The sequence below is a fragment of the Staphylococcus sp. Ze2 genome (assembly GCF_048568365.1).
GTDB classification, from domain to species: domain Bacteria; phylum Bacillota; class Bacilli; order Staphylococcales; family Staphylococcaceae; genus Staphylococcus; species Staphylococcus xylosus.
Genome location: NZ_CP183486.1, coordinates 2,732,594 through 2,756,669, shown reverse-complemented (window position 1 = coordinate 2,756,669; position 24,076 = coordinate 2,732,594). Strand labels below are relative to the sequence as shown.

Annotated in this window: 11 protein-coding genes, 9 tRNA genes and 7 rRNA genes; 26 read left to right on the top strand and 1 reads right to left on the bottom strand. The window is 40.5% G+C overall.

Annotation, left to right across the window (positions count from 1 at the left end):
* The first annotated feature begins 89 nt into the window (after window positions 1-89).
* The 26 genes from ACM591_RS13080 to rrf (ACM591_RS12955) all read left to right on the top strand — a co-directional run bounded on the left by ACM591_RS13080 (window position 90) and on the right by rrf (ACM591_RS12955) (window position 22,198).
* Window positions 90-488: a S1 domain-containing RNA-binding protein gene (locus ACM591_RS13080; RefSeq protein ID WP_017722020.1), complete on the top strand. Its 399-nt coding sequence runs from the start codon at window positions 90-92 to the stop codon at window positions 486-488.
* A gap of 207 nt (window positions 489-695) precedes the next feature.
* Entirely contained in the window at window positions 696-1,979 is a 1,284-nt protein-coding gene (gene tilS, locus ACM591_RS13075; protein WP_326026262.1) for a tRNA lysidine(34) synthetase TilS, read from the top strand.
* Window positions 1,980-1,983: 4 nt separating this feature from the next.
* Entirely contained in the window at window positions 1,984-2,523 is a 540-nt protein-coding gene (hpt, locus tag ACM591_RS13070) for a hypoxanthine phosphoribosyltransferase (protein WP_029379216.1), read from the top strand.
* Window positions 2,524-2,823: 300 nt separating this feature from the next.
* The gene (gene ftsH, locus ACM591_RS13065; protein ID WP_029379217.1) at window positions 2,824-4,890 is read left to right on the top strand and encodes an ATP-dependent zinc metalloprotease FtsH; all 2,067 of its coding nucleotides are present in this window, start codon (window positions 2,824-2,826) and stop codon (window positions 4,888-4,890) included.
* Window positions 4,891-5,122: 232 nt separating this feature from the next.
* The gene (gene hslO, locus ACM591_RS13060; RefSeq protein WP_029379218.1) at window positions 5,123-6,004 is read left to right on the top strand and encodes an Hsp33 family molecular chaperone HslO; all 882 of its coding nucleotides are present in this window, start codon (window positions 5,123-5,125) and stop codon (window positions 6,002-6,004) included.
* A gap of 146 nt (window positions 6,005-6,150) precedes the next feature.
* Window positions 6,151-7,083, top strand: a complete 933-nt coding sequence (cysK, locus tag ACM591_RS13055) for a cysteine synthase A (protein ID WP_038678794.1) — start codon at window positions 6,151-6,153, stop codon at window positions 7,081-7,083.
* 229 nt (window positions 7,084-7,312) lie between these two features.
* A complete protein-coding gene (gene folP, locus ACM591_RS13050) occupies window positions 7,313-8,116 on the top strand; it encodes a dihydropteroate synthase (RefSeq protein WP_058625929.1) in 804 nt (267 codons plus the stop codon).
* Window positions 8,094-8,459, top strand: a complete 366-nt coding sequence (folB, locus tag ACM591_RS13045) for a dihydroneopterin aldolase (RefSeq protein ID WP_038678791.1) — start codon at window positions 8,094-8,096, stop codon at window positions 8,457-8,459. The genes folP and folB overlap by 23 nt, the downstream gene beginning before the upstream one ends.
* Window positions 8,459-8,938 carry a 2-amino-4-hydroxy-6-hydroxymethyldihydropteridine diphosphokinase gene (gene folK / locus ACM591_RS13040; RefSeq protein WP_029379222.1) on the top strand — a complete coding sequence of 160 codons (480 nt, stop codon included), beginning with the start codon at window positions 8,459-8,461 and terminating at the stop codon, window positions 8,936-8,938. Before folB ends, folK begins: the two co-directional genes overlap by 1 nt.
* A 22-nt stretch (window positions 8,939-8,960) precedes the next feature.
* Window positions 8,961-10,448, top strand: a complete 1,488-nt coding sequence (gene lysS / locus ACM591_RS13035) for a lysine--tRNA ligase (protein ID WP_326026260.1) — start codon at window positions 8,961-8,963, stop codon at window positions 10,446-10,448.
* Between the two features lie 511 nt (window positions 10,449-10,959).
* Window positions 10,960-11,074: ribosomal RNA gene (gene rrf, locus ACM591_RS13030) — 5S ribosomal RNA — on the top strand.
* Window positions 11,075-11,093: 19 nt separating this feature from the next.
* Window positions 11,094-11,169, top strand: a tRNA-Val gene (locus tag ACM591_RS13025).
* Between the two features lie 13 nt (window positions 11,170-11,182).
* Window positions 11,183-11,258: transfer RNA gene (locus tag ACM591_RS13020), tRNA-Thr, on the top strand.
* A gap of 6 nt (window positions 11,259-11,264) precedes the next feature.
* Window positions 11,265-11,337, top strand: a tRNA-Lys gene (locus ACM591_RS13015).
* 14 nt (window positions 11,338-11,351) lie between these two features.
* Window positions 11,352-11,426: transfer RNA gene (locus ACM591_RS13010), tRNA-Gly, on the top strand.
* An 8-nt stretch (window positions 11,427-11,434) separates the two neighbouring features.
* A tRNA-Leu gene (locus tag ACM591_RS13005) sits at window positions 11,435-11,523 on the top strand.
* A 13-nt stretch (window positions 11,524-11,536) separates the two neighbouring features.
* Window positions 11,537-11,613, top strand: a tRNA-Arg gene (locus ACM591_RS13000).
* Between the two features lie 23 nt (window positions 11,614-11,636).
* Window positions 11,637-11,710, top strand: a tRNA-Pro gene (locus tag ACM591_RS12995).
* A gap of 18 nt (window positions 11,711-11,728) precedes the next feature.
* Window positions 11,729-11,804 (top strand) — tRNA-Ala (locus ACM591_RS12990).
* A gap of 151 nt (window positions 11,805-11,955) precedes the next feature.
* Window positions 11,956-13,508 (top strand): 16S ribosomal RNA (locus tag ACM591_RS12985).
* A gap of 288 nt (window positions 13,509-13,796) precedes the next feature.
* Window positions 13,797-16,719, top strand: a 23S ribosomal RNA gene (locus ACM591_RS12980).
* A 79-nt stretch (window positions 16,720-16,798) separates the two neighbouring features.
* Window positions 16,799-16,913 (top strand): 5S ribosomal RNA (gene rrf / locus ACM591_RS12975).
* A gap of 248 nt (window positions 16,914-17,161) precedes the next feature.
* Window positions 17,162-18,714, top strand: a 16S ribosomal RNA gene (locus tag ACM591_RS12970).
* A gap of 101 nt (window positions 18,715-18,815) precedes the next feature.
* Window positions 18,816-18,892 (top strand) — tRNA-Ile (locus ACM591_RS12965).
* Between the two features lie 189 nt (window positions 18,893-19,081).
* Window positions 19,082-22,004 (top strand): 23S ribosomal RNA (locus ACM591_RS12960).
* A gap of 79 nt (window positions 22,005-22,083) precedes the next feature.
* Window positions 22,084-22,198, top strand: a 5S ribosomal RNA gene (rrf, locus tag ACM591_RS12955).
* Together the 16S, 23S and 5S rRNA genes with 9 tRNA genes alongside form the textbook arrangement of a ribosomal RNA operon.
* A gap of 429 nt (window positions 22,199-22,627) precedes the next feature.
* Here the strand turns inward: rrf (ACM591_RS12955) and ACM591_RS12950 are convergent.
* On the bottom strand, window positions 22,628-24,001 hold the full coding sequence (locus ACM591_RS12950; RefSeq protein ID WP_029377949.1) for a PLP-dependent aminotransferase family protein: 1,374 nt from the start codon (window positions 23,999-24,001) through the stop codon (window positions 22,628-22,630).
* Window positions 24,002-24,076 lie beyond the last annotated feature (75 nt).

Genomic DNA, 24,076 nt, shown 5'->3' with positions numbered 1-24,076 from the left:
TTTTTGCATCATAATACCATTGTTAATTTATGCAAACAGGCATATAATAAGGTTAAAATCGAAACAAATCGGGAGGATTTATTTACAATATGTCAATCGAAGTAGGAAACAAGCTTAAAGGTAAAGTCACTGGAATTAAAAAGTTTGGCGCTTTTGTCGAACTTCCAGAAGGAAAGAGTGGCTTAGTTCACATAAGTGAAGTTGCAGATAATTACGTGGAAAATGTAGAAGACCACTTATCTGTTGGAGATGAAGTCGAAGTTAAAGTGCTTTCAATTGCTGATGATGGAAAAATTAGTTTATCTATTAAAAAAGCAAAAGATCGCCCGCGTAGACCGCAAAGTAAACCTAATCACAAACAACCTCAACCAAAAGGTGAAGACTTTGAAAAGAAATTAACAAATTTCTTGAAAGATAGTGAAGATAAATTAACTTCCATCAAACGTCAAACAGAATCTAGACGTGGCGGAAAAGGCGCTAGACGCTAAAAATATATAATGAGACTGTTCCGCATATACCTAACTTGATTCATTGAGGACAAAGTGAAATCATTTATTCCAATATTAAGTTTGATCGTAACAATCTAAGACTGTTTTCTTACTTGAGGAAACAGTCTCTTTTTTGTTAAAAATTAGTACATTATAATTTTATGCTAGTGTGTTTAATGTATGTCTACAAGTAAGGAGATGGTTTGCATGGAAGTTAATATTGAAGGTTGGTCTTCAGATAAGCACATCGTATTGGCTGTATCAACTGGTATAGATAGCATGGTGTTATTGCATCAACTTATTACAAACTTGCAAGATACATACGCCCAATTAACCTGTTTGCATGTGAATCATAATATTAGATCGATTGCCGATGAAGAAGAATTATTTCTCAAGCAATATTGTATTGACCATGACATTGCACTACATGTTAAACAATTAGATTTATCTAATATTGTTGAAAAAGGTAATAGTATAGAAAATGAGGCTAGAATTGAACGGTATCGTTGGTTTGATTTAATGATGAAGGATTTAAATGCAGATGTACTACTCACAGCCCATCATCTAGATGATCAGTTAGAAACCATTTTTTATAGGTTAATGACTGGCCGTTCTACTAGAAGTAGTCTAGGGATGTCTTATTTAACAACTCGAGGTTGCTACGATATATGTAAACCACTGTTGACAACGACTAAAATGGAAATTCGAAATTATCAACAAACTTACAACGTCCCTTTTTATGAAGATGAAACTAATGCAGAAAATCATTATGTAAGAAATGACATTCGAAATCGCATATTACCTGAAATAGAGCTGAATAAACACTTAGAGACTAAGCAGTTATTAAAACTAAAAGAGTGGCATGACGAACAAAGGTTAGTCATTGAGAGCGAGGCTAATGCTTTTATAGAAAATAGTGTTGAAATTAGTAACGCCCAATACCGTTTTTCTAGAAAGCAATTTTCACAATTGCGACGTAGCGTGAAAATGGGCATATTAGATAAATTGCTTGCTAGTCTACCAATGCACGATTCTTTAACAGAAAAAACTTATAATCAATGGTTTCAAGTCATGGATGAAAATATAGCACAATCTACATTATATACAACAGATAAATGGATAATTTACATTTCTTATGATAAATTTATAATAATGGCAAATGATGACGTGAAACTTTCTCCGACTAAGATGAATCAATCAGGGACTTACAACTATAGTCACTATAGTATTGACATTAATAACGATCTTCCTACAGTTGAATTTCCACTAGTAGTTCGTACAAGAAACGATGGTGATAAATTTGAATTAAATGGAACAAAAGGGCATAAAAAGGTTAGCAGATTGTTGATTGATAATAAAATTGAGCAACAAGAACGTGACCAAATGCCAATCATAGTTAATGCTGATAATGAAATTATTGCTATTGGAACATTATTTTTAAAGAGTAAATACAAAGACTTAATTTGTATACGAGATATGGGAGAGGAATGAAAAAATGAGAGATGATTTAAAGGAAGTATTGTTATCAGAGGAAGATATTCATCAAATATGTAAAGATTTAGGTGAACAAATTACAGCAGCTTATAAAGGGAAACCCCTTGTTTGTATCGGCATATTAAAGGGATCAGTAATGTTTATGGCAGACTTAATTAAACATATTGATACACATTTAGCGATAGATTTCATGGATGTTTCAAGTTACCACGGAGGAACAGAATCTACAGGAGAGGTTCAAATCTTGAAAGATTTAAGTTCTTCAATTGAAAATAAAGACATCTTGATTATAGAAGATATCTTGGAAACTGGAACGACTTTAAAATCAATTACTGAATTACTAGAATCTCGTCGTGTGAATTCGCTTGAAATAGTAACATTGCTTGATAAACCTAACCGTCGTAAAGCCAATATCGAAGCTAAATATGTTGGTAAGAAAATTCCTGATGAATTTGTGGTTGGCTATGGTTTGGACTATGCTGAAAACTATAGAAATTTACCATATATCGGTACACTTAAACCAGAAATTTATTCGAAATAAGCAATACAATTTATTCGACTAGGAAATTATTATATAATGTAAGTCTAAGTCGTTTTATATGAGTAAATAGAATAGACACTAATTAAATAAATTCTTGTAAGTATTGGATACATAAATTTATGGTGGTTTGTTAATATGTAATGCAATTTAAATATAATTAAAAGCAAAAAAAGAAATAAAAATTAAGATAAAGCGTCTGAAATTGTAAACGTAGTACAAAAGTTGAAATACTAGCCTTGAACTCATGCATTATGTTACAATTTTTGTTAGTTTTATTATTGAAGTAGGAGGAAACGACGCATGCAGAAAGCCTTTCGTAACGTGCTAGTTATCGCAATCATTGGCGTTATTATTTTTGGTCTGTTTTCGTTTTTAAATGGAAATGGGAATATGCCAAAACAACTTACATATAACCAATTTGTGAAACAGCTAGAAAAAGGTGATTTGAAATCACTTGAAATCCAGCCTGAACAAAATGTATATATGGTAAGTGGTAAAACAAAAAATGATGAAGACTATTCTTCAACAATTTTATATAACAACGATAAAGAGCTTGAAAAAATAACAAACGCAGCACAAAATCAAGATGGATTAAAATTTACAGTTAAAGAAGAAGAAAAACAAAGCGTATTTGTAAGTATATTAACAACATTAATTCCTGTATTAATTATTGCGTTATTATTCATTTTCTTCCTAAGCCAAGCACAAGGTGGCGGCGGCGGTGGCGGCCGTATGATGAACTTTGGTAAATCCAAAGCAAAAATGTACGACAGTCAAAAGAAACGCGTACGCTTCTCAGATGTAGCTGGGGCTGATGAGGAAAAACAAGAATTAATTGAAATTGTCGATTTCTTAAAAGACAATAAACAATTTAAACAAATGGGTTCAAGAATACCAAAAGGTGTCCTATTAGTAGGTCCTCCTGGTACAGGTAAAACATTACTTGCGCGTGCAGTTGCCGGTGAAGCAGGTACACCATTCTTCTCAATCAGTGGTTCAGACTTCGTAGAGATGTTTGTTGGTGTCGGTGCAAGCCGTGTACGTGATTTATTTGAAAACGCTAAGAAAAATGCGCCTTGTATCATTTTTATTGATGAAATAGATGCAGTTGGACGCCAACGTGGCGCAGGTGTTGGCGGTGGCCATGATGAGCGTGAACAAACATTGAACCAATTATTAGTTGAAATGGATGGATTTGGTGAAAACGAAGGTATCATTATGATAGCTGCGACTAACCGTCCTGATATTTTAGACCCAGCATTATTACGCCCAGGTCGTTTTGATAGACAGATTCAAGTAGGCCGTCCAGATGTTAAGGGTCGTGAAGCGATATTACATGTGCATGCTAAGAATAAACCACTTGATGAAACAGTTGATTTGAAAGCAATTTCTCAAAGAACTCCTGGTTTCTCAGGTGCCGATTTAGAAAACTTATTAAATGAAGCATCACTTGTTGCTGTACGTGAAGGTAAGAAAAAAATCGATATGCGTGATATAGAAGAAGCAACTGACCGCGTTATTGCAGGTCCTGCTAAGAAATCTCGTGTTATTTCTGATAAAGAACGTAACATTGTAGCACACCACGAAGCGGGTCATACGATAATAGGTATGGTACTTGATGAAGCTGAAGTGGTTCACAAAGTTACTATTGTCCCTCGTGGTCAAGCCGGTGGTTATGCAATGATGTTACCAAAACAAGATCGTTTCTTAATGACGGAACCAGAATTACTAGATAAAATTTGTGGTTTACTCGGTGGACGTGTTTCAGAGGATATTAACTTTAACGAAGTATCCACTGGTGCATCTAATGACTTTGAACGCGCAACGCAAATTGCACGTCAAATGGTTACTGAGTATGGTATGAGTAAAAAACTTGGTACGGTTCAATTCTCAAGTAGTAGTAATGGACAAGTGTTCTTAGGTAAAGACATGCAAGGTGATCCAGAATATTCAGGGCAAATTGCTTACGAAATTGATAAAGAAGTACAACGTATTATTAAAGAACAATATGAGCGTTGTAAAGATATCTTGCTAGAACACAAATCTCAGTTGAATTTAATCGCTGAATCATTATTGACTGAAGAGACGTTAGTTGCTGAACAGATACGTTCATTATTCTATGACGGCGTATTACCTGAAGTCGATTACGATGGCGCAAAAGTTGTCGAAAACGAAAATGATGATTTTGAAAAAGGTAAATACGGAAAATCATACGATGAAGTTCGTCGAGAGCAATCAGAAAACAATGACGATGATCAACAACAGCAAGACGACAAAGACAAAGAAGATACAGGTCATGAACAATCACCAAATATAGATAAACCAAGCAACCCAAGTGATCCTAATGACCCAAGCAATAGAAACTAAGAAATAAAACCAAAACTTCTTTCTACTAGCAATATGAATAGTAGAAAGGAGTTTTTTTAGTTGTAAATGACTATTTAAGCGATTATTATTTTATAAAAAGTGTTTAGTCAAACAAATAGTTAGTAATTTTCATCAAGAAATATTAAAATAAATTGCGTTAATAGAAGGAAATTTGACAAAATGAGCCGATATATGACAAAAAATAATTAAAATTAAAGGAGTAATCTTAACAATGACTAATGATTATATAGTTAAAGCTTTAGCTTTTGGAGGACAAATTCGAGCATACAGTGCTTTGACAACTGAAAGTGTTCAAGAAGCGCAGACAAGACATTATACTTGGCCAACTGCATCAGCTGCACTTGGTCGTACAATGACTGCAACATTAATGATGGGTGCTATGTTGAAAGGTGAACAAAAGTTAACGGTAACAGTAGATGGTCAAGGCCCAATAGGTAAAATTATTGCTGATGCTGATGCGAAAGGAAATGTAAGAGGTTATGTCACTAATGCTCAAACACATTTTCCATTAAATGAAAGTGGTAAATTAGATGTTAGCAGAGCAGTTGGCACAAATGGATCATTAACTGTAGTAAAAGACGTAGGACTTAAAGATTATTTCTCAGGTTCAAGCCCAATAGTTTCAGGTGAGTTAGGTGACGATTTCACATACTATTTTGCTAAAAGTGAACAAGTTCCTTCCTCAGTAGGTCTTGGTGTACTTGTGAACCCGGATAATTCAATTAAAGCATCAGGTGGATTTTTAATCCAAGTAATGCCAGGCGCAGAAGATGAAACGATTAATCAGCTAGAAAATGCCATTAATAATATGACACCAGTATCTAAACTGATTGATCAAGGTTTATCACCAGAAGAACTTTTGTTTGAAATTTTGGGTGAAGACAATGTACAATTACTAGAAAACCTTCCAGCACAATTTGAATGTAACTGTGGTCACGATAAATTTTTAAATGCAATTAAAGGTTTAGGGGAAGCAGAAATTCAGAATATGATTGATGTAGATCATGGTGCAGAAGCAGAATGTCATTTTTGTAGAAGTAAATACACTTATTCAGAGGAAGAATTACAGGAATTATTAGAAAATATTAAGTAAAAAGGGTAATATTAATATTGTAATATCTTGGAAATTAAATAAATAAGGTTTTATTGTTGTATTTACAGAAAAATCTGATAAAATAAAAGTATATCCGAGAGAAAAAGTAGGGTTTGAAAACTTTTTAACGAAAAGGAGTAATACTTATGTCAAATAAACCAGTAGATAACATCGTACAAGTGATTGGAAACACACCTGTAGTTAAATTAAATAACGTTGTAGAGGAAGGTGCTGCAGACGTTTATGTAAAACTTGAGTATCAAAATCCGGGCGGTTCTGTAAAAGACCGTATCGCATTAGCTATGATTGAAGAAGCTGAAAAAGAAGGCAAAATTAAACCTGGTGATACAATCGTTGAACCAACAAGTGGAAACACTGGTATTGGCTTAGCATTTGTATGTGCAGCTAAAGGCTATAAAGCTGTATTTACAATGCCTGAAACGATGAGTCAAGAACGTCGTAACTTGTTAAAAGCATACGGCGCAGAGTTAGTATTAACACCTGGTTCAGAAGCAATGAAAGGTGCAATCAAAAAAGCCAAAGAATTGAAAGAAGAGTTTGGTTACTTTGAACCACAACAATTTGAAAATCCAGCTAATCCTCGTGTACACGAATTAACAACTGGACCAGAATTAGTTGAACAATTTGAAGGTAAAACAATTGACTCGTTCTTAGCTGGCGTTGGTACAGGTGGAACATTAAGTGGTGCAGGCAAAGTATTAAAAGAGAAGTACCCAGATATAAATCTTGTGGCAATTGAACCAGAAGATTCTCCAGTGTTAAGTGGTGGAAATCCTGGCCCTCATAAATTACAAGGTTTAGGTGCAGGATTTATTCCTGATACTTTAGATGAAAATATCTACGATGAAATTATTCAAGTAGGTAATGAAACAGCTATGGAAACAGCACGTAAAGTTGCTAAAGAAGAAGGTATCTTATGTGGTATTTCTTCAGGTGCGGCGATTCACGCAGCTATTGAAAAAGCTAAAAGCCTAGGTGCAGGCAAAACAGTTGTCACTGTATTACCAAGTAATGGTGAACGTTACTTATCAACACCATTATTTGCATTTGATGATTAATCAAAGAAGTATATTAATAACCGGTCACATAATTATGTGTACCGGTTTTTTAATGTGATTATTAGAATAGATGTTTCACTTCATATATATAGGTTTATTTTGGTTCGTTAAAAATTACAGATCATTCAAGCACTTGTTACTGAAAAAAATAAAAATTAACGTTATTATAGAATTATGATAATAATTTGATAGGAAAATCATTTTAGATGTGAAAGGAAGCAAAATGATTATGACGCATACAAAAATTATGGGAATATTAAATGTTACCCCTGACTCATTTTCTGATGGGGGAAAGTATAATTCAGTTGAAAAAGCTATTGAACGCGCAGAGAAAATGATAGAAGAAGGCGTTGATATTATAGATATCGGTGGTGTATCTACGAGACCGGGTTATGAAGAAGTGAGTGTTGATGAGGAACTTAGCCGTGTCGTACCTGTGGTAGAAGCTTTGACTCGTCTAGGTATTCAAGTATCAGTTGATACATATAGAAGTGAAGTAGCAGAAGCGGCCATGAAATTAGGCGCTACGATGATTAATGACCAATGGGCTGGCCACCATGATCCACGCATATTTGAAATTGTTGCGAAATATGAAGGTGAAATTGTGTTAATGCACAATGGAGACGGACATAGAGATGAATCAGTTGTTGATGAGATGCTGCTGTATCTTTTAAAACAAGCAAATAAAGCTGAAATGGCGGGTATACCACAGCATAAAGTTTGGATTGATCCAGGTATTGGCTTTGCAAAAACAAGGGACGAGGAAAAGGAAGTTATGACTCGATTAGATGAACTTGTAGCAACTGGCTATCCAGTGCTGTTAGCAACTAGCAGAAAAAGATTTATTAAGGAAATGATTGGAGGAGATACAACTCCAACTCAACGAGATGAAGCAACTGCTGGCACAACAGCATATGGTATTACAAAAGGTATTAGAGGTGTAAGAGTACATAACGTTGCATTAAATGCTCGTATAGCACAAAGTATGGACTATTTAAAGGAGAATGAGGATGCGCGACACAATATTTCTTAATGGTATGAGGTTTTATAGTTATCATGGCGCGTTACCAGCCGAGAATGAGATTGGACAAATATTTATTGTTGATGTCACGATGAAAGTTGATCTTAGCATAGCTGGTGAAACTGACAAAGTTACAGATACTGTGCATTATGGAGAAATATTTGAAGAAGTGAAAGCGATTATGGAAGGGAAGCCAGTAAATTTATTAGAGCATCTGGCTGAACGTATTGCAAAACGTATAAATTCACACTATAATCGTGTAGTGGAAACGAAAGTCAGAATCACTAAAGAAAATCCACCTATACCTGGACATTATAATGGCGTAGGTGTTGAAGTGGTGAGGGAGAATCACTAATGGTATATGCTTATTTAGGATTAGGTAGTAATGTTGGAGAAAGAGAAACGCAACTTGATGAAGCGGTGCGCATTTTAAATAATAAAAATGGTATTGAAGTCACGAAAGTTTCGCCGATATATGAAACAGAGCCAGTAGGTTATGTTGATCAGCCACAATTTTTAAATCAATGTATTGAAATTCAAACATTATTGAAACCAAAAGATTTGTTAAAGGCATGTATGGAAACAGAACAACAATTGCATCGTGTGAGAGACGTACGTTGGGGACCAAGAACTTTAGATGTAGATATTTTATTGTATGGAAATCAAATTATTGAAGAAGAAGATTTGGTTGTTCCGCATCCGAGAATGTTAGAACGTTCATTTGTTCTGATTCCATTAAATGATATAGCATCTAATTTTATTGAACCGCATTCTAATGAAACAATTGGTAATATAGTGATGACAGACGATTCAGTGAAAAAGTATAAAGATTGAAAAGCATAAAGGAGAGAAAGTTATGTCAGAAGAAATGAACGACCAAATGCAGGTTCGCCGACAAAAATTACAAGAATTATACGATTTAGGAATTGATCCATTTGGACAAAAGTTTGACCGTAGTTCAATGGCTAGCCCATTACAGGAAGATTGGGATCAATTCTCTAAAGAAGAATTACAAGAAAAAGAAGAAGAAAGTCATGTAAGTATAGCAGGACGTTTAATGACAAAACGTGGTAAAGGTAAAGCAGGCTTTGCTCATGTACAAGATTTAAGTGGTCAAATACAGATTTATGTAAGAAAAGACCAAGTAGGCGATGAACAATTTGAGATTTGGAATTCTTCAGATTTAGGTGACATTGTGGGCGTTGAAGGAGTTATGTTCAAAACGAACACAGGTGAACTATCGGTTAAAGCAAAATCGTTTACACTTTTAACAAAAGCATTACGCCCTTTACCAGATAAATTCCATGGTTTACAAGATATTGAACAACGTTATCGTCAACGCTATCTTGATTTAATTACAAACCAAGATAGTACGAAGACATTTATTAACCGTAGTAAAATATTACAAGAGATGCGTAACTATTTAAACGCTCAAGGATTTTTAGAGGTAGAAACACCAATGATGCATCAAATAGCTGGTGGTGCTGCAGCTCGTCCGTTTGTTACACATCATAATGCATTAGATGCTACATTATATATGAGAATTGCAATTGAATTACATTTAAAACGTCTTATCGTCGGCGGTCTAGAAAAAGTATATGAAATTGGTCGTGTATTTAGAAATGAAGGTGTGTCTACAAGACATAACCCAGAATTTACGATGATTGAATTGTATGAAGCATATGCTGACTACCACGACATCATGGATATTACTGAAAATATGATTAGACATATTTCAGAAAAAGTATTAGGCACTGCTAAAGTATCATATGGAGAAGAAACAATTGATCTAGAATCTAGTTGGAAACGAATCCATATGGCTGATGCTGTTAAAGAAGCTACAGGTGTGGATTTCTTCAACATCCAAAGTGATGATGAAGCTAAGTCAATCGCTAAAGAACATGGCGTAGAAATCACAAGTAATATGAAGTATGGTCATATCTTAAATGAATTCTTTGAACAAAAAGTTGAAGAAACATTAATTCAACCTACATTTGTTTATGGACACCCAATAGAGATTTCTCCATTAGCTAAGAAAAACGCTGAGGATCCTAGATTTACAGATCGCTTTGAGTTATTCATTGTAGGAAGAGAACATGGTAATGCATTTACTGAATTAAATGACCCTATTGACCAAAGAGCAAGATTCGAAGCGCAATTAGTAGAAAAAGAACAAGGAAACGATGAAGCTCATGAAATGGATGAAGATTTTATTGAAGCACTAGAATACGGTATGCCTCCAACAGGTGGATTAGGTATTGGTATTGATAGATTAGTGATGTTACTTACTGATTCAGCATCAATACGTGACGTATTACTGTTCCCATATATGAGACAGAAGTAATATAACTAATTACGCGTTTAAATATGCTTGCCTAAAATAAAGCGAATATCATGTCTTGTTATTATTACAAGACGCGATATTCGTTTTTTTATTGTTGAAAGAAGTAGTTAATATATGTTGGAAGGGGATAAAAGTCAGTATTAAAGGCATTTCCAATAAATAAATTAAGTAATAAGAAACGTTTATGCATAATTATGCTATAAAGATATAAAAATATACTATAAAAGGTATGGTAAATGCTGTTTTCATATGGTAAGATTATTCAAGTCGAGTTAAGCAAGTGAGCGAAACATGACATACGAAAATACAGTAATACTTTTTCGAGAAAAAGTTAAAAAAGCTATTGACTCGAACTAGAAAACATAGTATTATATAAAAGTCGTCAAAAACAATGAATACATAAATAAGTAACTCAAGTAAATGTTGTTTAAAGATTTCTTGAAGATAGTGTAAAATTGACTATTGCAATTAACTTATAAACAATGTATCATTAATGGAGTAAGTTATTTTGTCTGGTGACAATGGCAAAGAGGTCACACCTGTTCCCATGCCGAACACAGAAGTTAAGCTCTTTAGCGCCGATGGTAGTCGGACTTACGTTCCGCAAGAGTAGGACGTTGCCAGGCTTTATAATAAATTTCATGTGGAGGATTAGCTCAGCTGGGAGAGCATCTGCCTTACAAGCAGAGGGTCGGCGGTTCGAACCCGTCATCCTCCACCATTTCAAATGAATAGCCGGCCTAGCTCAACTGGTAGAGCAACTGACTTGTAATCAGTAGGTTGGGGGTTCAAGTCCTCTGGCCGGCACCATTTCATGAGCCATTAGCTCAGTTGGTAGAGCATCTGACTTTTAATCAGAGGGTCAGTGGTTCGAGCCCACTATGGCTCATACAGTTTCATTTTGCAGAAGTAGTTCAGCGGTAGAATACGACCTTGCCAAGGTCGGGGTCGCGGGTTCGAATCCCGTCTTCTGCTCCATTATTTTTGCCGGGGTGGCGGAACTGGCAGACGCACAGGACTTAAAATCCTGCGGTGAGAGATCACCGTACCGGTTCGATTCCGGTCCTCGGCACCATCATTTTAATAATGCGCCCGTAGCTCAACTGGATAGAGTACTTGACTACGAATCAAGAGGTTACAGGTTCGACCCCTGTCGGGCGCACCATTTTTAAAATGCTTAAATTAATACGGGAAGTAGCTCAGCTTGGTAGAGCACTTGGTTTGGGACCAAGGGGTCGCAGGTTCGAATCCTGTCTTCCCGACTCTTTTAAAATATATATGGGGGCTTAGCTCAGATGGGAGAGCGCCTGCTTTGCACGCAGGAGGTCAGCGGTTCGATCCCGCTAGTCTCCACCATAATTATTATTAAATGAAGAAATGAACATTGAAAACTGAATTGCAATATGTCAACGTTAATTCCGAACACAACATTAAATTGTTGGTTCAAAACAAGTGTTAGAGATAACACAAATTAGTATTTTATGAGCTAATCAAACATCATAATTCATTTATGGAGAGTTTGATCCTGGCTCAGGATGAACGCTGGCGGCGTGCCTAATACATGCAAGTCGAGCGAACAGATAAGGAGCTTGCTCCTTTGAAGTTAGCGGCGGACGGGTGAGTAACACGTGGGTAACCTACCTATAAGACTGGGATAACTTCGGGAAACCGGAGCTAATACCGGATAACATTTAGAACCGCATGGTTCTAAAGTGAAAGATGGTTTTGCTATCACTTATAGATGGACCCGCGCCGTATTAGCTAGTTGGTAAGGTAACGGCTTACCAAGGCGACGATACGTAGCCGACCTGAGAGGGTGATCGGCCACACTGGAACTGAGACACGGTCCAGACTCCTACGGGAGGCAGCAGTAGGGAATCTTCCGCAATGGGCGAAAGCCTGACGGAGCAACGCCGCGTGAGTGATGAAGGGTTTCGGCTCGTAAAACTCTGTTATTAGGGAAGAACAAATGTGTAAGTAACTGTGCACATCTTGACGGTACCTAATCAGAAAGCCACGGCTAACTACGTGCCAGCAGCCGCGGTAATACGTAGGTGGCAAGCGTTATCCGGAATTATTGGGCGTAAAGCGCGCGTAGGCGGTTTCTTAAGTCTGATGTGAAAGCCCACGGCTCAACCGTGGAGGGTCATTGGAAACTGGGAAACTTGAGTGCAGAAGAGGAAAGTGGAATTCCATGTGTAGCGGTGAAATGCGCAGAGATATGGAGGAACACCAGTGGCGAAGGCGACTTTCTGGTCTGTAACTGACGCTGATGTGCGAAAGCGTGGGGATCAAACAGGATTAGATACCCTGGTAGTCCACGCCGTAAACGATGAGTGCTAAGTGTTAGGGGGTTTCCGCCCCTTAGTGCTGCAGCTAACGCATTAAGCACTCCGCCTGGGGAGTACGACCGCAAGGTTGAAACTCAAAGGAATTGACGGGGACCCGCACAAGCGGTGGAGCATGTGGTTTAATTCGAAGCAACGCGAAGAACCTTACCAAATCTTGACATCCTTTGAAAACTCTAGAGATGGAGCCTTCCCCTTCGGGGGACAAAGTGACAGGTGGTGCATGGTTGTCGTCAGCTCGTGTCGTGAGATGTTGGGTTAAGTCCCGCAACGAGCGCAACCCTTAAGCTTAGTTGCCATCATTAAGTTGGGCACTCTAGGTTGACTGCCGGTGACAAACCGGAGGAAGGTGGGGATGACGTCAAATCATCATGCCCCTTATGATTTGGGCTACACACGTGCTACAATGGACAATACAAAGGGCAGCTAAACCGCGAGGTCATGCAAATCCCATAAAGTTGTTCTCAGTTCGGATTGTAGTCTGCAACTCGACTACATGAAGCTGGAATCGCTAGTAATCGTAGATCAGCATGCTACGGTGAATACGTTCCCGGGTCTTGTACACACCGCCCGTCACACCACGAGAGTTTGTAACACCCGAAGCCGGTGGAGTAACCATTTATGGAGCTAGCCGTCGAAGGTGGGACAAATGATTGGGGTGAAGTCGTAACAAGGTAGCCGTATCGGAAGGTGCGGCTGGATCACCTCCTTTCTAAGGATATATTCGGAAACATCTTCTTACGAAGATGAAATAGGAATAACATTGACATATTGTATTCAGTTTTGAGTGCTCATTAGAGTATTCATTGCATTGTTTTGTACATTGAAAACTAGATAAGTAAGTAAAATTTATGATTTTACCAAGCAAAACCGAGTGAATTAGAGTTTTTTAACAAGCTTTGAATTCAAAAAGAAATAATCGCTAGTGTTCGAAAGAACACTCACAGATTAATAACATTTTGGGTTTTCAACCGACTTGTTCGTGTTGAAAGTCAAAAAAGATTAAGTTATTAAGGGCGCACGGTGGATGCCTTGGCACTAGAAGCCGATGAAGGACGTTACTAACGACGATATGCTTTGGGGAGCTGTAAGTAAGCTTTGATCCAGAGATTTCCGAATGGGGAAACCCAGCATGAGTTATGTCATGTTATCGATATGTGAATACATAGCATATCTGAAGGTAGACGCGGAGAACTGAAACATCTTAGTACCCGCAGGAAGAGAAAGAAAAATCGATTCCCTGAGTAGCGGCGAGCGAAACGGGAAGAGCCCAAACCAACGAGCTTGCTTGTTGGGGTTGTAGGACACTCTATACGGAGTTACAAAAGAATAAACTAGACGAATCATCTGGAAAGATGAATCAAAGAAGGTAATAATCCTGTAGTCGAAAGTTTATTCACTCTTGAGTGGATCCTGAGTACGACGGAACACGAGAAATTCCGTCGGAATCCGGGAGGACCATCTCCCAAGGCTAAATACTCTCTAGTGACCGATAGTGAACCAGTACCGTGAGGGAAAGGTGAAAAGTACCCCGGAAGGGGAGTGAAATAGAACTTGAAACCGTGTGCTTACAAGTAGTCAGAGCCCGTTAATGGGTGATGGCGTGCCTTTTGTAGAATGAACCGGCGAGTTACGATTTGATGCAAGGTTAAGCAGTGAATGTGGAGCCGTAGCGAAAGCGAGTCTGAATAGGGCGTTGAGTATTTGGTCGTAGACCCGAAACCAGGTGATCTACCCATGACCAGGTTGAAGTTCAGGTAACACTGAATGGAGGACCGAACCGACTTACGTTGAAAAGTGAGCGGATGAGTTGTGGGTAGCGGAGAAATTCCAATCGAACCTGGAGATAGCTGGTTCTCTCCGAAATAGCTTTAGGGCTAGCCTCAAGTGATGATTATTGGAGGTAGAGCACTGTTTGGACGAGGGGCCCTTATCGGGTTACCGAATTCAGACAAACTCCGAATGCCAATCAATTTAACTTGGGAGTTAGAACGCGGGTGATAAGGTCCGTGTTCGAAAGGGAAACAGCCCAGACCACCAGCTAAGGTCCCAAAATATATGTTAAGTGGAAAAGGATGTGGCGTTGCCCAGACAACTAGGATGTTGGCTTAGAAGCAGCCATCATTTAAAGAGTGCGTAATAGCTCACTAGTCGAGTGACACTGCGCCGAAAATGTACCGGGGCTAAACATATTACCGAAGCTGTGGATTGTCCGTAAGGACAATGGTAGGAGAGCGTTCTAAGGGCGTTGAAGCATGATCGCAAGGACATGTGGAGCGCTTAGAAGTGAGAATGCCGGTGTGAGTAGCGAAAGACGGGTGAGAATCCCGTCCACCGATTGACTAAGGTTTCCAGAGGAAGGCTCGTCCGCTCTGGGTTAGTCGGGTCCTAAGCTGAGGCCGATAGGCGTAGGCGATGGATAACAGGTTGATATTCCTGTACCACCATAATTCGTTTTAAGCGATGGGGGGACGCAGTAGGATAGGCGAAGCGTACTATTGGATTGTACGTCCAAGCAGTAAGACTGAGTGTTAGGCAAATCCGGCACTCTTAAGGTCAAGCTGTGATGGGGAGAGGAAATTGTTTCCTCGAGTCGTTGATTTCACACTGCCAAGAAAAGCCTCTAGCTAGAATTGTGGTGCCCGTACCGCAAACCGACACAGGTAGTCAAGATGAGAATTCTAAGGTGAGCGAGCGAACTCTCGTTAAGGAACTCGGCAAAATGACCCCGTAACTTCGGGAGAAGGGGTGCTCTTTAGGGTTAACGCCCAGGAGAGCCGCAGTGAATAGGCCCAAGCGACTGTTTATCAAAAACACAGGTCTCTGCTAAACCGTAAGGTGATGTATAGGGGCTGACGCCTGCCCGGTGCTGGAAGGTTAAGAGGAGTGGTTAGCTTCTGCGAAGCTACGAATCGAAGCCCCAGTAAACGGCGGCCGTAACTATAACGGTCCTAAGGTAGCGAAATTCCTTGTCGGGTAAGTTCCGACCCGCACGAAAGGCGTAACGATTTGGGCACTGTCTCAACGAGAGACTCGGTGAAATCATAGTACCTGTGAAGATGCAGGTTACCCGCGACAGGACGGAAAGACCCCGTGGAGCTTTACTGTAGTCTGATATTGAAATTCGGCACAGCTTGTACAGGATAGGTAGGAGCCTGAGATGCGTGAGCGCTAGCTTACGTGGAGGCGTTGGTGGGATACTACCCTCGCTGTGTTGGATTTCTAACCCGCACCATTTATCATGGTGGGAGACAGTGTCAGATGGGCAGTTTGACTGGGGCGGTCGCCTCCTAAAGAGTAACGGAGGCGCTCAAAGGTTTCCTCAGAATGGTTGGAAATCATTCATAGAGTGTAAAGGCATAAGGAAGCTTGACTGCGAGACTTACAAGTCGAGCAGGGTCGAAAGACGGACTTAGTGATCCGGTGGTTCCGCATGGAAGGGCCATCGCTCAACGGATAAAAGCTACCCCGGGGATAACAGGCTTATCTCCCCCAAGAGTTCACATCGACGGGGAGGTTTGGCACCTCGATGTCGGCTCATCGCATCCTGGGGCTGTAGTCGGTCCCAAGGGTTGGGCTGTTCGCCCATTAAAGCGGTACGCGAGCTGGGTTCAGAACGTCGTGAGACAGTTCGGTCCCTATCCGTCGTGGGCGTAGGAAATTTGAGAGGAGCTGTCCTTAGTACGAGAGGACCGGGATGGACATACCTCTGGTGTACCAGTTGTCGTGCCAACGGCATCGCTGGGTAGCTATGTATGGACGGGATAAGTGCTGAAAGCATCTAAGCATGAAGCCCCCCTCAAGATGAGATTTCCCAACTTCGGTTATAAGATCCCTCAAAGATGATGAGGTTAATAGGTTCGAGGTGGAAGCATAGCGATATGTGGAGCTGACGAATACTAATCGATCGAAGACTTAATCAAATTTAAAATGTTTTGTTTTGGTTGAATCATATTTTACTTACTATCTAGTTTTGAATGTATAATTTCATACATTTCATTGTCTGGTGACAATGGCAAAGAGGTCACACCTGTTCCCATGCCGAACACAGAAGTTAAGCTCTTTAGCGCCGATGGTAGTCGGACTTACGTTCCGCAAGAGTAGGACGTTGCCAGGCAATTCCATATTGACCCTTGGGTCGTTTTTTTATGGAAGTTTTACCAAAAAAATAATTTTAAAAATCTTCTTGACTTTCTGAGTCAAAGAGAGTAAAATTGTTTCTTGTGATTGAAGAAATGAACATTGAAAACTGAATTGCAATATGTCAACGTTAATTCCGAACACAACATTAAATTGTTGGTTCAAAACAAGTGTTAGAGATAACACAAATTAGTATTTTATGAGCTAATCAAACATCATAATTCATTTATGGAGAGTTTGATCCTGGCTCAGGATGAACGCTGGCGGCGTGCCTAATACATGCAAGTCGAGCGAACAGATAAGGAGCTTGCTCCTTTGAAGTTAGCGGCGGACGGGTGAGTAACACGTGGGTAACCTACCTATAAGACTGGGATAACTTCGGGAAACCGGAGCTAATACCGGATAACATTTAGAACCGCATGGTTCTAAAGTGAAAGATGGTTTTGCTATCACTTATAGATGGACCCGCGCCGTATTAGCTAGTTGGTAAGGTAACGGCTTACCAAGGCGACGATACGTAGCCGACCTGAGAGGGTGATCGGCCACACTGGAACTGAGACACGGTCCAGACTCCTACGGGAGGCAGCAGTAGGGAATCTTCCGCAATGGGCGAAAGCCTGACGGAGCAACGCCGCGTGAGTGATGAAGGGTTTCGGCTCGTAAAACTCTGTTATTAGGGAAGAACAAATGTGTAAGTAACTGTGCACATCTTGACGGTACCTAATCAGAAAGCCACGGCTAACTACGTGCCAGCAGCCGCGGTAATACGTAGGTGGCAAGCGTTATCCGGAATTATTGGGCGTAAAGCGCGCGTAGGCGGTTTCTTAAGTCTGATGTGAAAGCCCACGGCTCAACCGTGGAGGGTCATTGGAAACTGGGAAACTTGAGTGCAGAAGAGGAAAGTGGAATTCCATGTGTAGCGGTGAAATGCGCAGAGATATGGAGGAACACCAGTGGCGAAGGCGACTTTCTGGTCTGTAACTGACGCTGATGTGCGAAAGCGTGGGGATCAAACAGGATTAGATACCCTGGTAGTCCACGCCGTAAACGATGAGTGCTAAGTGTTAGGGGGTTTCCGCCCCTTAGTGCTGCAGCTAACGCATTAAGCACTCCGCCTGGGGAGTACGACCGCAAGGTTGAAACTCAAAGGAATTGACGGGGACCCGCACAAGCGGTGGAGCATGTGGTTTAATTCGAAGCAACGCGAAGAACCTTACCAAATCTTGACATCCTTTGAAAACTCTAGAGATAGAGCCTTCCCCTTCGGGGGACAAAGTGACAGGTGGTGCATGGTTGTCGTCAGCTCGTGTCGTGAGATGTTGGGTTAAGTCCCGCAACGAGCGCAACCCTTAAGCTTAGTTGCCATCATTAAGTTGGGCACTCTAGGTTGACTGCCGGTGACAAACCGGAGGAAGGTGGGGATGACGTCAAATCATCATGCCCCTTATGATTTGGGCTACACACGTGCTACAATGGACAATACAAAGGGCAGCTAAACCGCGAGGTCATGCAAATCCCATAAAGTTGTTCTCAGTTCGGATTGTAGTCTGCAACTCGACTACATGAAGCTGGAATCGCTAGTAATCGTAGATCAGCATGCTACGGTGAATACGTTCCCGGGTCTTGTACACACCGCCCGTCACACCACGAGAGTTTGTAACACCCGAAGCCGGTGGAGTAACCATTTATGGAGCTAGCCGTCGAAGGTGGGACAAATGATTGGGGTGAAGTCGTAACAAGGTAGCCGTATCGGAAGGTGCGGCTGGATCACCTCCTTTCTAAGGATATATTCGGAACATCTTCTTACGAAGATGAAATAGGAATAACATTGACATATTGTATTCAGTTTTGAGTGCTCATTAGAGTATTCAAAAAGAATGGGCCTATAGCTCAGCTGGTTAGAGCGCACGCCTGATAAGCGTGAGGTCGGTGGTTCGAGTCCACTTAGGCCCACCATTTTTTTGTACATTGAAAACTAGATAAGTAAGTAAAATTTATGATTTTACCAAGCAAAACCGAGTGAATTAGAGTTTTTTAACAAGCTTTGAATTCAAAAAGAAATAATCGCTAGTGTTCGAAAGAACACTCACAGATTAATAACATTTTGGGTTTTCAACCGACTTGTTCGTGTTGAAAGTCAAAAAAGATTAAGTTATTAAGGGCGCACGGTGGATGCCTTGGCACTAGAAGCCGATGAAGGACGTTACTAACGACGATATGCTTTGGGGAGCTGTAAGTAAGCTTTGATCCAGAGATTTCCGAATGGGGAAACCCAGCATGAGTTATGTCATGTTATCGATATGTGAATACATAGCATATCTGAAGGTAGACGCGGAGAACTGAAACATCTTAGTACCCGCAGGAAGAGAAAGAAAAATCGATTCCCTGAGTAGCGGCGAGCGAAACGGGAAGAGCCCAAACCAACGAGCTTGCTTGTTGGGGTTGTAGGACACTCTATACGGAGTTACAAAAGAATAAACTAGACGAATCATCTGGAAAGATGAATCAAAGAAGGTAATAATCCTGTAGTCGAAAGTTTATTCACTCTTGAGTGGATCCTGAGTACGACGGAACACGAGAAATTCCGTCGGAATCCGGGAGGACCATCTCCCAAGGCTAAATACTCTCTAGTGACCGATAGTGAACCAGTACCGTGAGGGAAAGGTGAAAAGTACCCCGGAAGGGGAGTGAAATAGAACTTGAAACCGTGTGCTTACAAGTAGTCAGAGCCCGTTAATGGGTGATGGCGTGCCTTTTGTAGAATGAACCGGCGAGTTACGATTTGATGCAAGGTTAAGCAGTGAATGTGGAGCCGTAGCGAAAGCGAGTCTGAATAGGGCGTTGAGTATTTGGTCGTAGACCCGAAACCAGGTGATCTACCCATGACCAGGTTGAAGTTCAGGTAACACTGAATGGAGGACCGAACCGACTTACGTTGAAAAGTGAGCGGATGAGTTGTGGGTAGCGGAGAAATTCCAATCGAACCTGGAGATAGCTGGTTCTCTCCGAAATAGCTTTAGGGCTAGCCTCAAGTGATGATTATTGGAGGTAGAGCACTGTTTGGACGAGGGGCCCTTATCGGGTTACCGAATTCAGACAAACTCCGAATGCCAATCAATTTAACTTGGGAGTTAGAACGCGGGTGATAAGGTCCGTGTTCGAAAGGGAAACAGCCCAGACCACCAGCTAAGGTCCCAAAATATATGTTAAGTGGAAAAGGATGTGGCGTTGCCCAGACAACTAGGATGTTGGCTTAGAAGCAGCCATCATTTAAAGAGTGCGTAATAGCTCACTAGTCGAGTGACACTGCGCCGAAAATGTACCGGGGCTAAACATATTACCGAAGCTGTGGATTGTCCGTAAGGACAATGGTAGGAGAGCGTTCTAAGGGCGTTGAAGCATGATCGCAAGGACATGTGGAGCGCTTAGAAGTGAGAATGCCGGTGTGAGTAGCGAAAGACGGGTGAGAATCCCGTCCACCGATTGACTAAGGTTTCCAGAGGAAGGCTCGTCCGCTCTGGGTTAGTCGGGTCCTAAGCTGAGGCCGATAGGCGTAGGCGATGGATAACAGGTTGATATTCCTGTACCACCATAATTCGTTTTAAGCGATGGGGGGACGCAGTAGGATAGGCGAAGCGTACTATTGGATTGTACGTCCAAGCAGTAAGACTGAGTGTTAGGCAAATCCGGCACTCTTAAGGTCAAGCTGTGATGGGGAGAGGAAATTGTTTCCTCGAGTCGTTGATTTCACACTGCCAAGAAAAGCCTCTAGCTAGAATTGTGGTGCCCGTACCGCAAACCGACACAGGTAGTCAAGATGAGAATTCTAAGGTGAGCGAGCGAACTCTCGTTAAGGAACTCGGCAAAATGACCCCGTAACTTCGGGAGAAGGGGTGCTCTTTAGGGTTAACGCCCAGGAGAGCCGCAGTGAATAGGCCCAAGCGACTGTTTATCAAAAACACAGGTCTCTGCTAAACCGTAAGGTGATGTATAGGGGCTGACGCCTGCCCGGTGCTGGAAGGTTAAGAGGAGTGGTTAGCTTCTGCGAAGCTACGAATCGAAGCCCCAGTAAACGGCGGCCGTAACTATAACGGTCCTAAGGTAGCGAAATTCCTTGTCGGGTAAGTTCCGACCCGCACGAAAGGCGTAACGATTTGGGCACTGTCTCAACGAGAGACTCGGTGAAATCATAGTACCTGTGAAGATGCAGGTTACCCGCGACAGGACGGAAAGACCCCGTGGAGCTTTACTGTAGTCTGATATTGAAATTCGGCACAGCTTGTACAGGATAGGTAGGAGCCTGAGATGCGTGAGCGCTAGCTTACGTGGAGGCGTTGGTGGGATACTACCCTCGCTGTGTTGGATTTCTAACCCGCACCATTTATCATGGTGGGAGACAGTGTCAGATGGGCAGTTTGACTGGGGCGGTCGCCTCCTAAAGAGTAACGGAGGCGCTCAAAGGTTTCCTCAGAATGGTTGGAAATCATTCATAGAGTGTAAAGGCATAAGGAAGCTTGACTGCGAGACTTACAAGTCGAGCAGGGTCGAAAGACGGACTTAGTGATCCGGTGGTTCCGCATGGAAGGGCCATCGCTCAACGGATAAAAGCTACCCCGGGGATAACAGGCTTATCTCCCCCAAGAGTTCACATCGACGGGGAGGTTTGGCACCTCGATGTCGGCTCATCGCATCCTGGGGCTGTAGTCGGTCCCAAGGGTTGGGCTGTTCGCCCATTAAAGCGGTACGCGAGCTGGGTTCAGAACGTCGTGAGACAGTTCGGTCCCTATCCGTCGTGGGCGTAGGAAATTTGAGAGGAGCTGTCCTTAGTACGAGAGGACCGGGATGGACATACCTCTGGTGTACCAGTTGTCGTGCCAACGGCATCGCTGGGTAGCTATGTATGGACGGGATAAGTGCTGAAAGCATCTAAGCATGAAGCCCCCCTCAAGATGAGATTTCCCAACTTCGGTTATAAGATCCCTCAAAGATGATGAGGTTAATAGGTTCGAGGTGGAAGCATAGCGATATGTGGAGCTGACGAATACTAATCGATCGAAGACTTAATCAAATTTAAAATGTTTTGTTTTGGTTGAATCATATTTTACTTACTATCTAGTTTTGAATGTATAATTTCATACATTTCATTGTCTGGTGACAATGGCAAAGAGGTCACACCTGTTCCCATGCCGAACACAGAAGTTAAGCTCTTTAGCGCCGATGGTAGTCGGACTTACGTTCCGCAAGAGTAGGACGTTGCCAGGCAGCATTATAGGATGCGATGAGCCGAGACCGAGAGGTCTCTTTTTTTGTGCGCAAAGAGCTTAACTTCTTCAGAAGTAATTGTCAGTTTCGATGGAATACATGAGCAAAGCTCATGCATAAGTCCCACTAGTACAATGAAATATAACCTGATAAGAGAGTAACAAGTCTACTTTAATAAATTTAGAATCAAAATTAAGAAAGTGGGACTTTAGATGCTGACGAACTAAACGAGCGACGAAACGAGCTTACGAGTGGTAAGTGAGTAAGGAGAGCGTGCAAGTGAGAAAAGATGCGAGCGCTTGTCTCACGGCAAGAAAGCTCTTTAGCGCCGAAGGTAGCAGACTTACGTTCCGCAAGAGTAGGAAAAGTGGAATACATGAGCAAAAGCTCATGCATAAGTACCATACTCATTTTGTTGAGTATGGTACTTTAAATGCATAAACTGTCTATTAGTGCATTTGTATGTGCTTCAAGATCTGAAAAAGGAATGCCACCAAATCCTAATATGAATTTTACAGTGTGTTGTGTAGCATCATATTGATTAAACGGTGTTATTTTTAATCTATTCTTTTCTGCATTTTTTAGACATTCTTTTATAGAAAGTCCATTTTTAACTGTTAAATTAAAGTGCATACCAGCTAATGCACCTTCTATTTCTAATTGATCTTCATAAGGTTTGAGTGCTTCAATAATAAATTTTAATTTGCGACTATATAGTTTTCTCATTTTATTTAAATGTCTTTCAAAACTCCCTGATTCCATAAAACTTGCCACAATTTTTTGTAAGTGCGCAGGTACTGTATTACCTTCTTTATGTTCTAAATTCTCATACCTATTAAGTAGCTTTTTAGGTAAAACAAGATACGCAATTCTGCAACTAGGAAATAGTGATTTAGAAAATGTACTAATATAAATCACTTTGTCTTTGGTATCTAAACTTTGTAATGCAGGAATCGGTTTGCCAAAATAGCGAAATTCAGAATCATAATCATCTTCAATAATATATCTATCATCACGTTCGTGTGCCCATGTTATAAGTTGCGTACGCTTTTTTAAATTCATTACATAGCCAGTAGGAAATTGATGTGAGGGTGTCACATAGGCGATGTTATGAATTGCAGTCTTTAAATAGTCTATTTCAAGACCAGTTTGATTTACTGGAACTTGCATATAAGGAATTTGTCTTTTTTCTAATACTTGTTTAATAGGAGGATAACTTGGATTTTCGATAAGGAATTGTGCTTTGTTTAAGATATCCGTTAGTAAGTTAATTAATTGTTCAGTTGATGAGCCAATAATAATTTGTTCAGGATGACAAGATACACCACGACTATTGAATAAATAGTGAGCAATTTCTTGTCTTAAAGACCACTCGCCTTTTGGATTTGCGTGTTGAAGTAGTTGTAATTGGTTTATTTCAAAAGCATCTCGCGCATATTTTCTAAATTGTTGGATGGGGAAGTAATCAGTATCAATCTCCGATAAATTGAATGCAAATTCGTAATAATCACCTGAGTGCTTATGTTGTGATGACAAATATGTATCTGTATTAAATTGTGTTTTCCTATTGATTATAGGTAATGTTTCAATATCTGAAACGAAATAACCAGAGCGTGGTTTCGAGTATATATATCCTTCATCAAGTAGAAACTGATATGCATGTTCAATCGTTGTATTGCTAACAGAAAGATGTTGACCTAATACGCGTTTAGATGGAAATTTATCTCCTGATTTATATTGACCTTCAATAATTTGGTTTTTCAAATTTTCATATAAATCGATATAAAGATGTGATTTAGACATGGAACTGACCTCCGAAATTAAATTGAAATTGAACCTTTTTAAATACCAGTTTATCTCTTAAAATGAATTTAATCA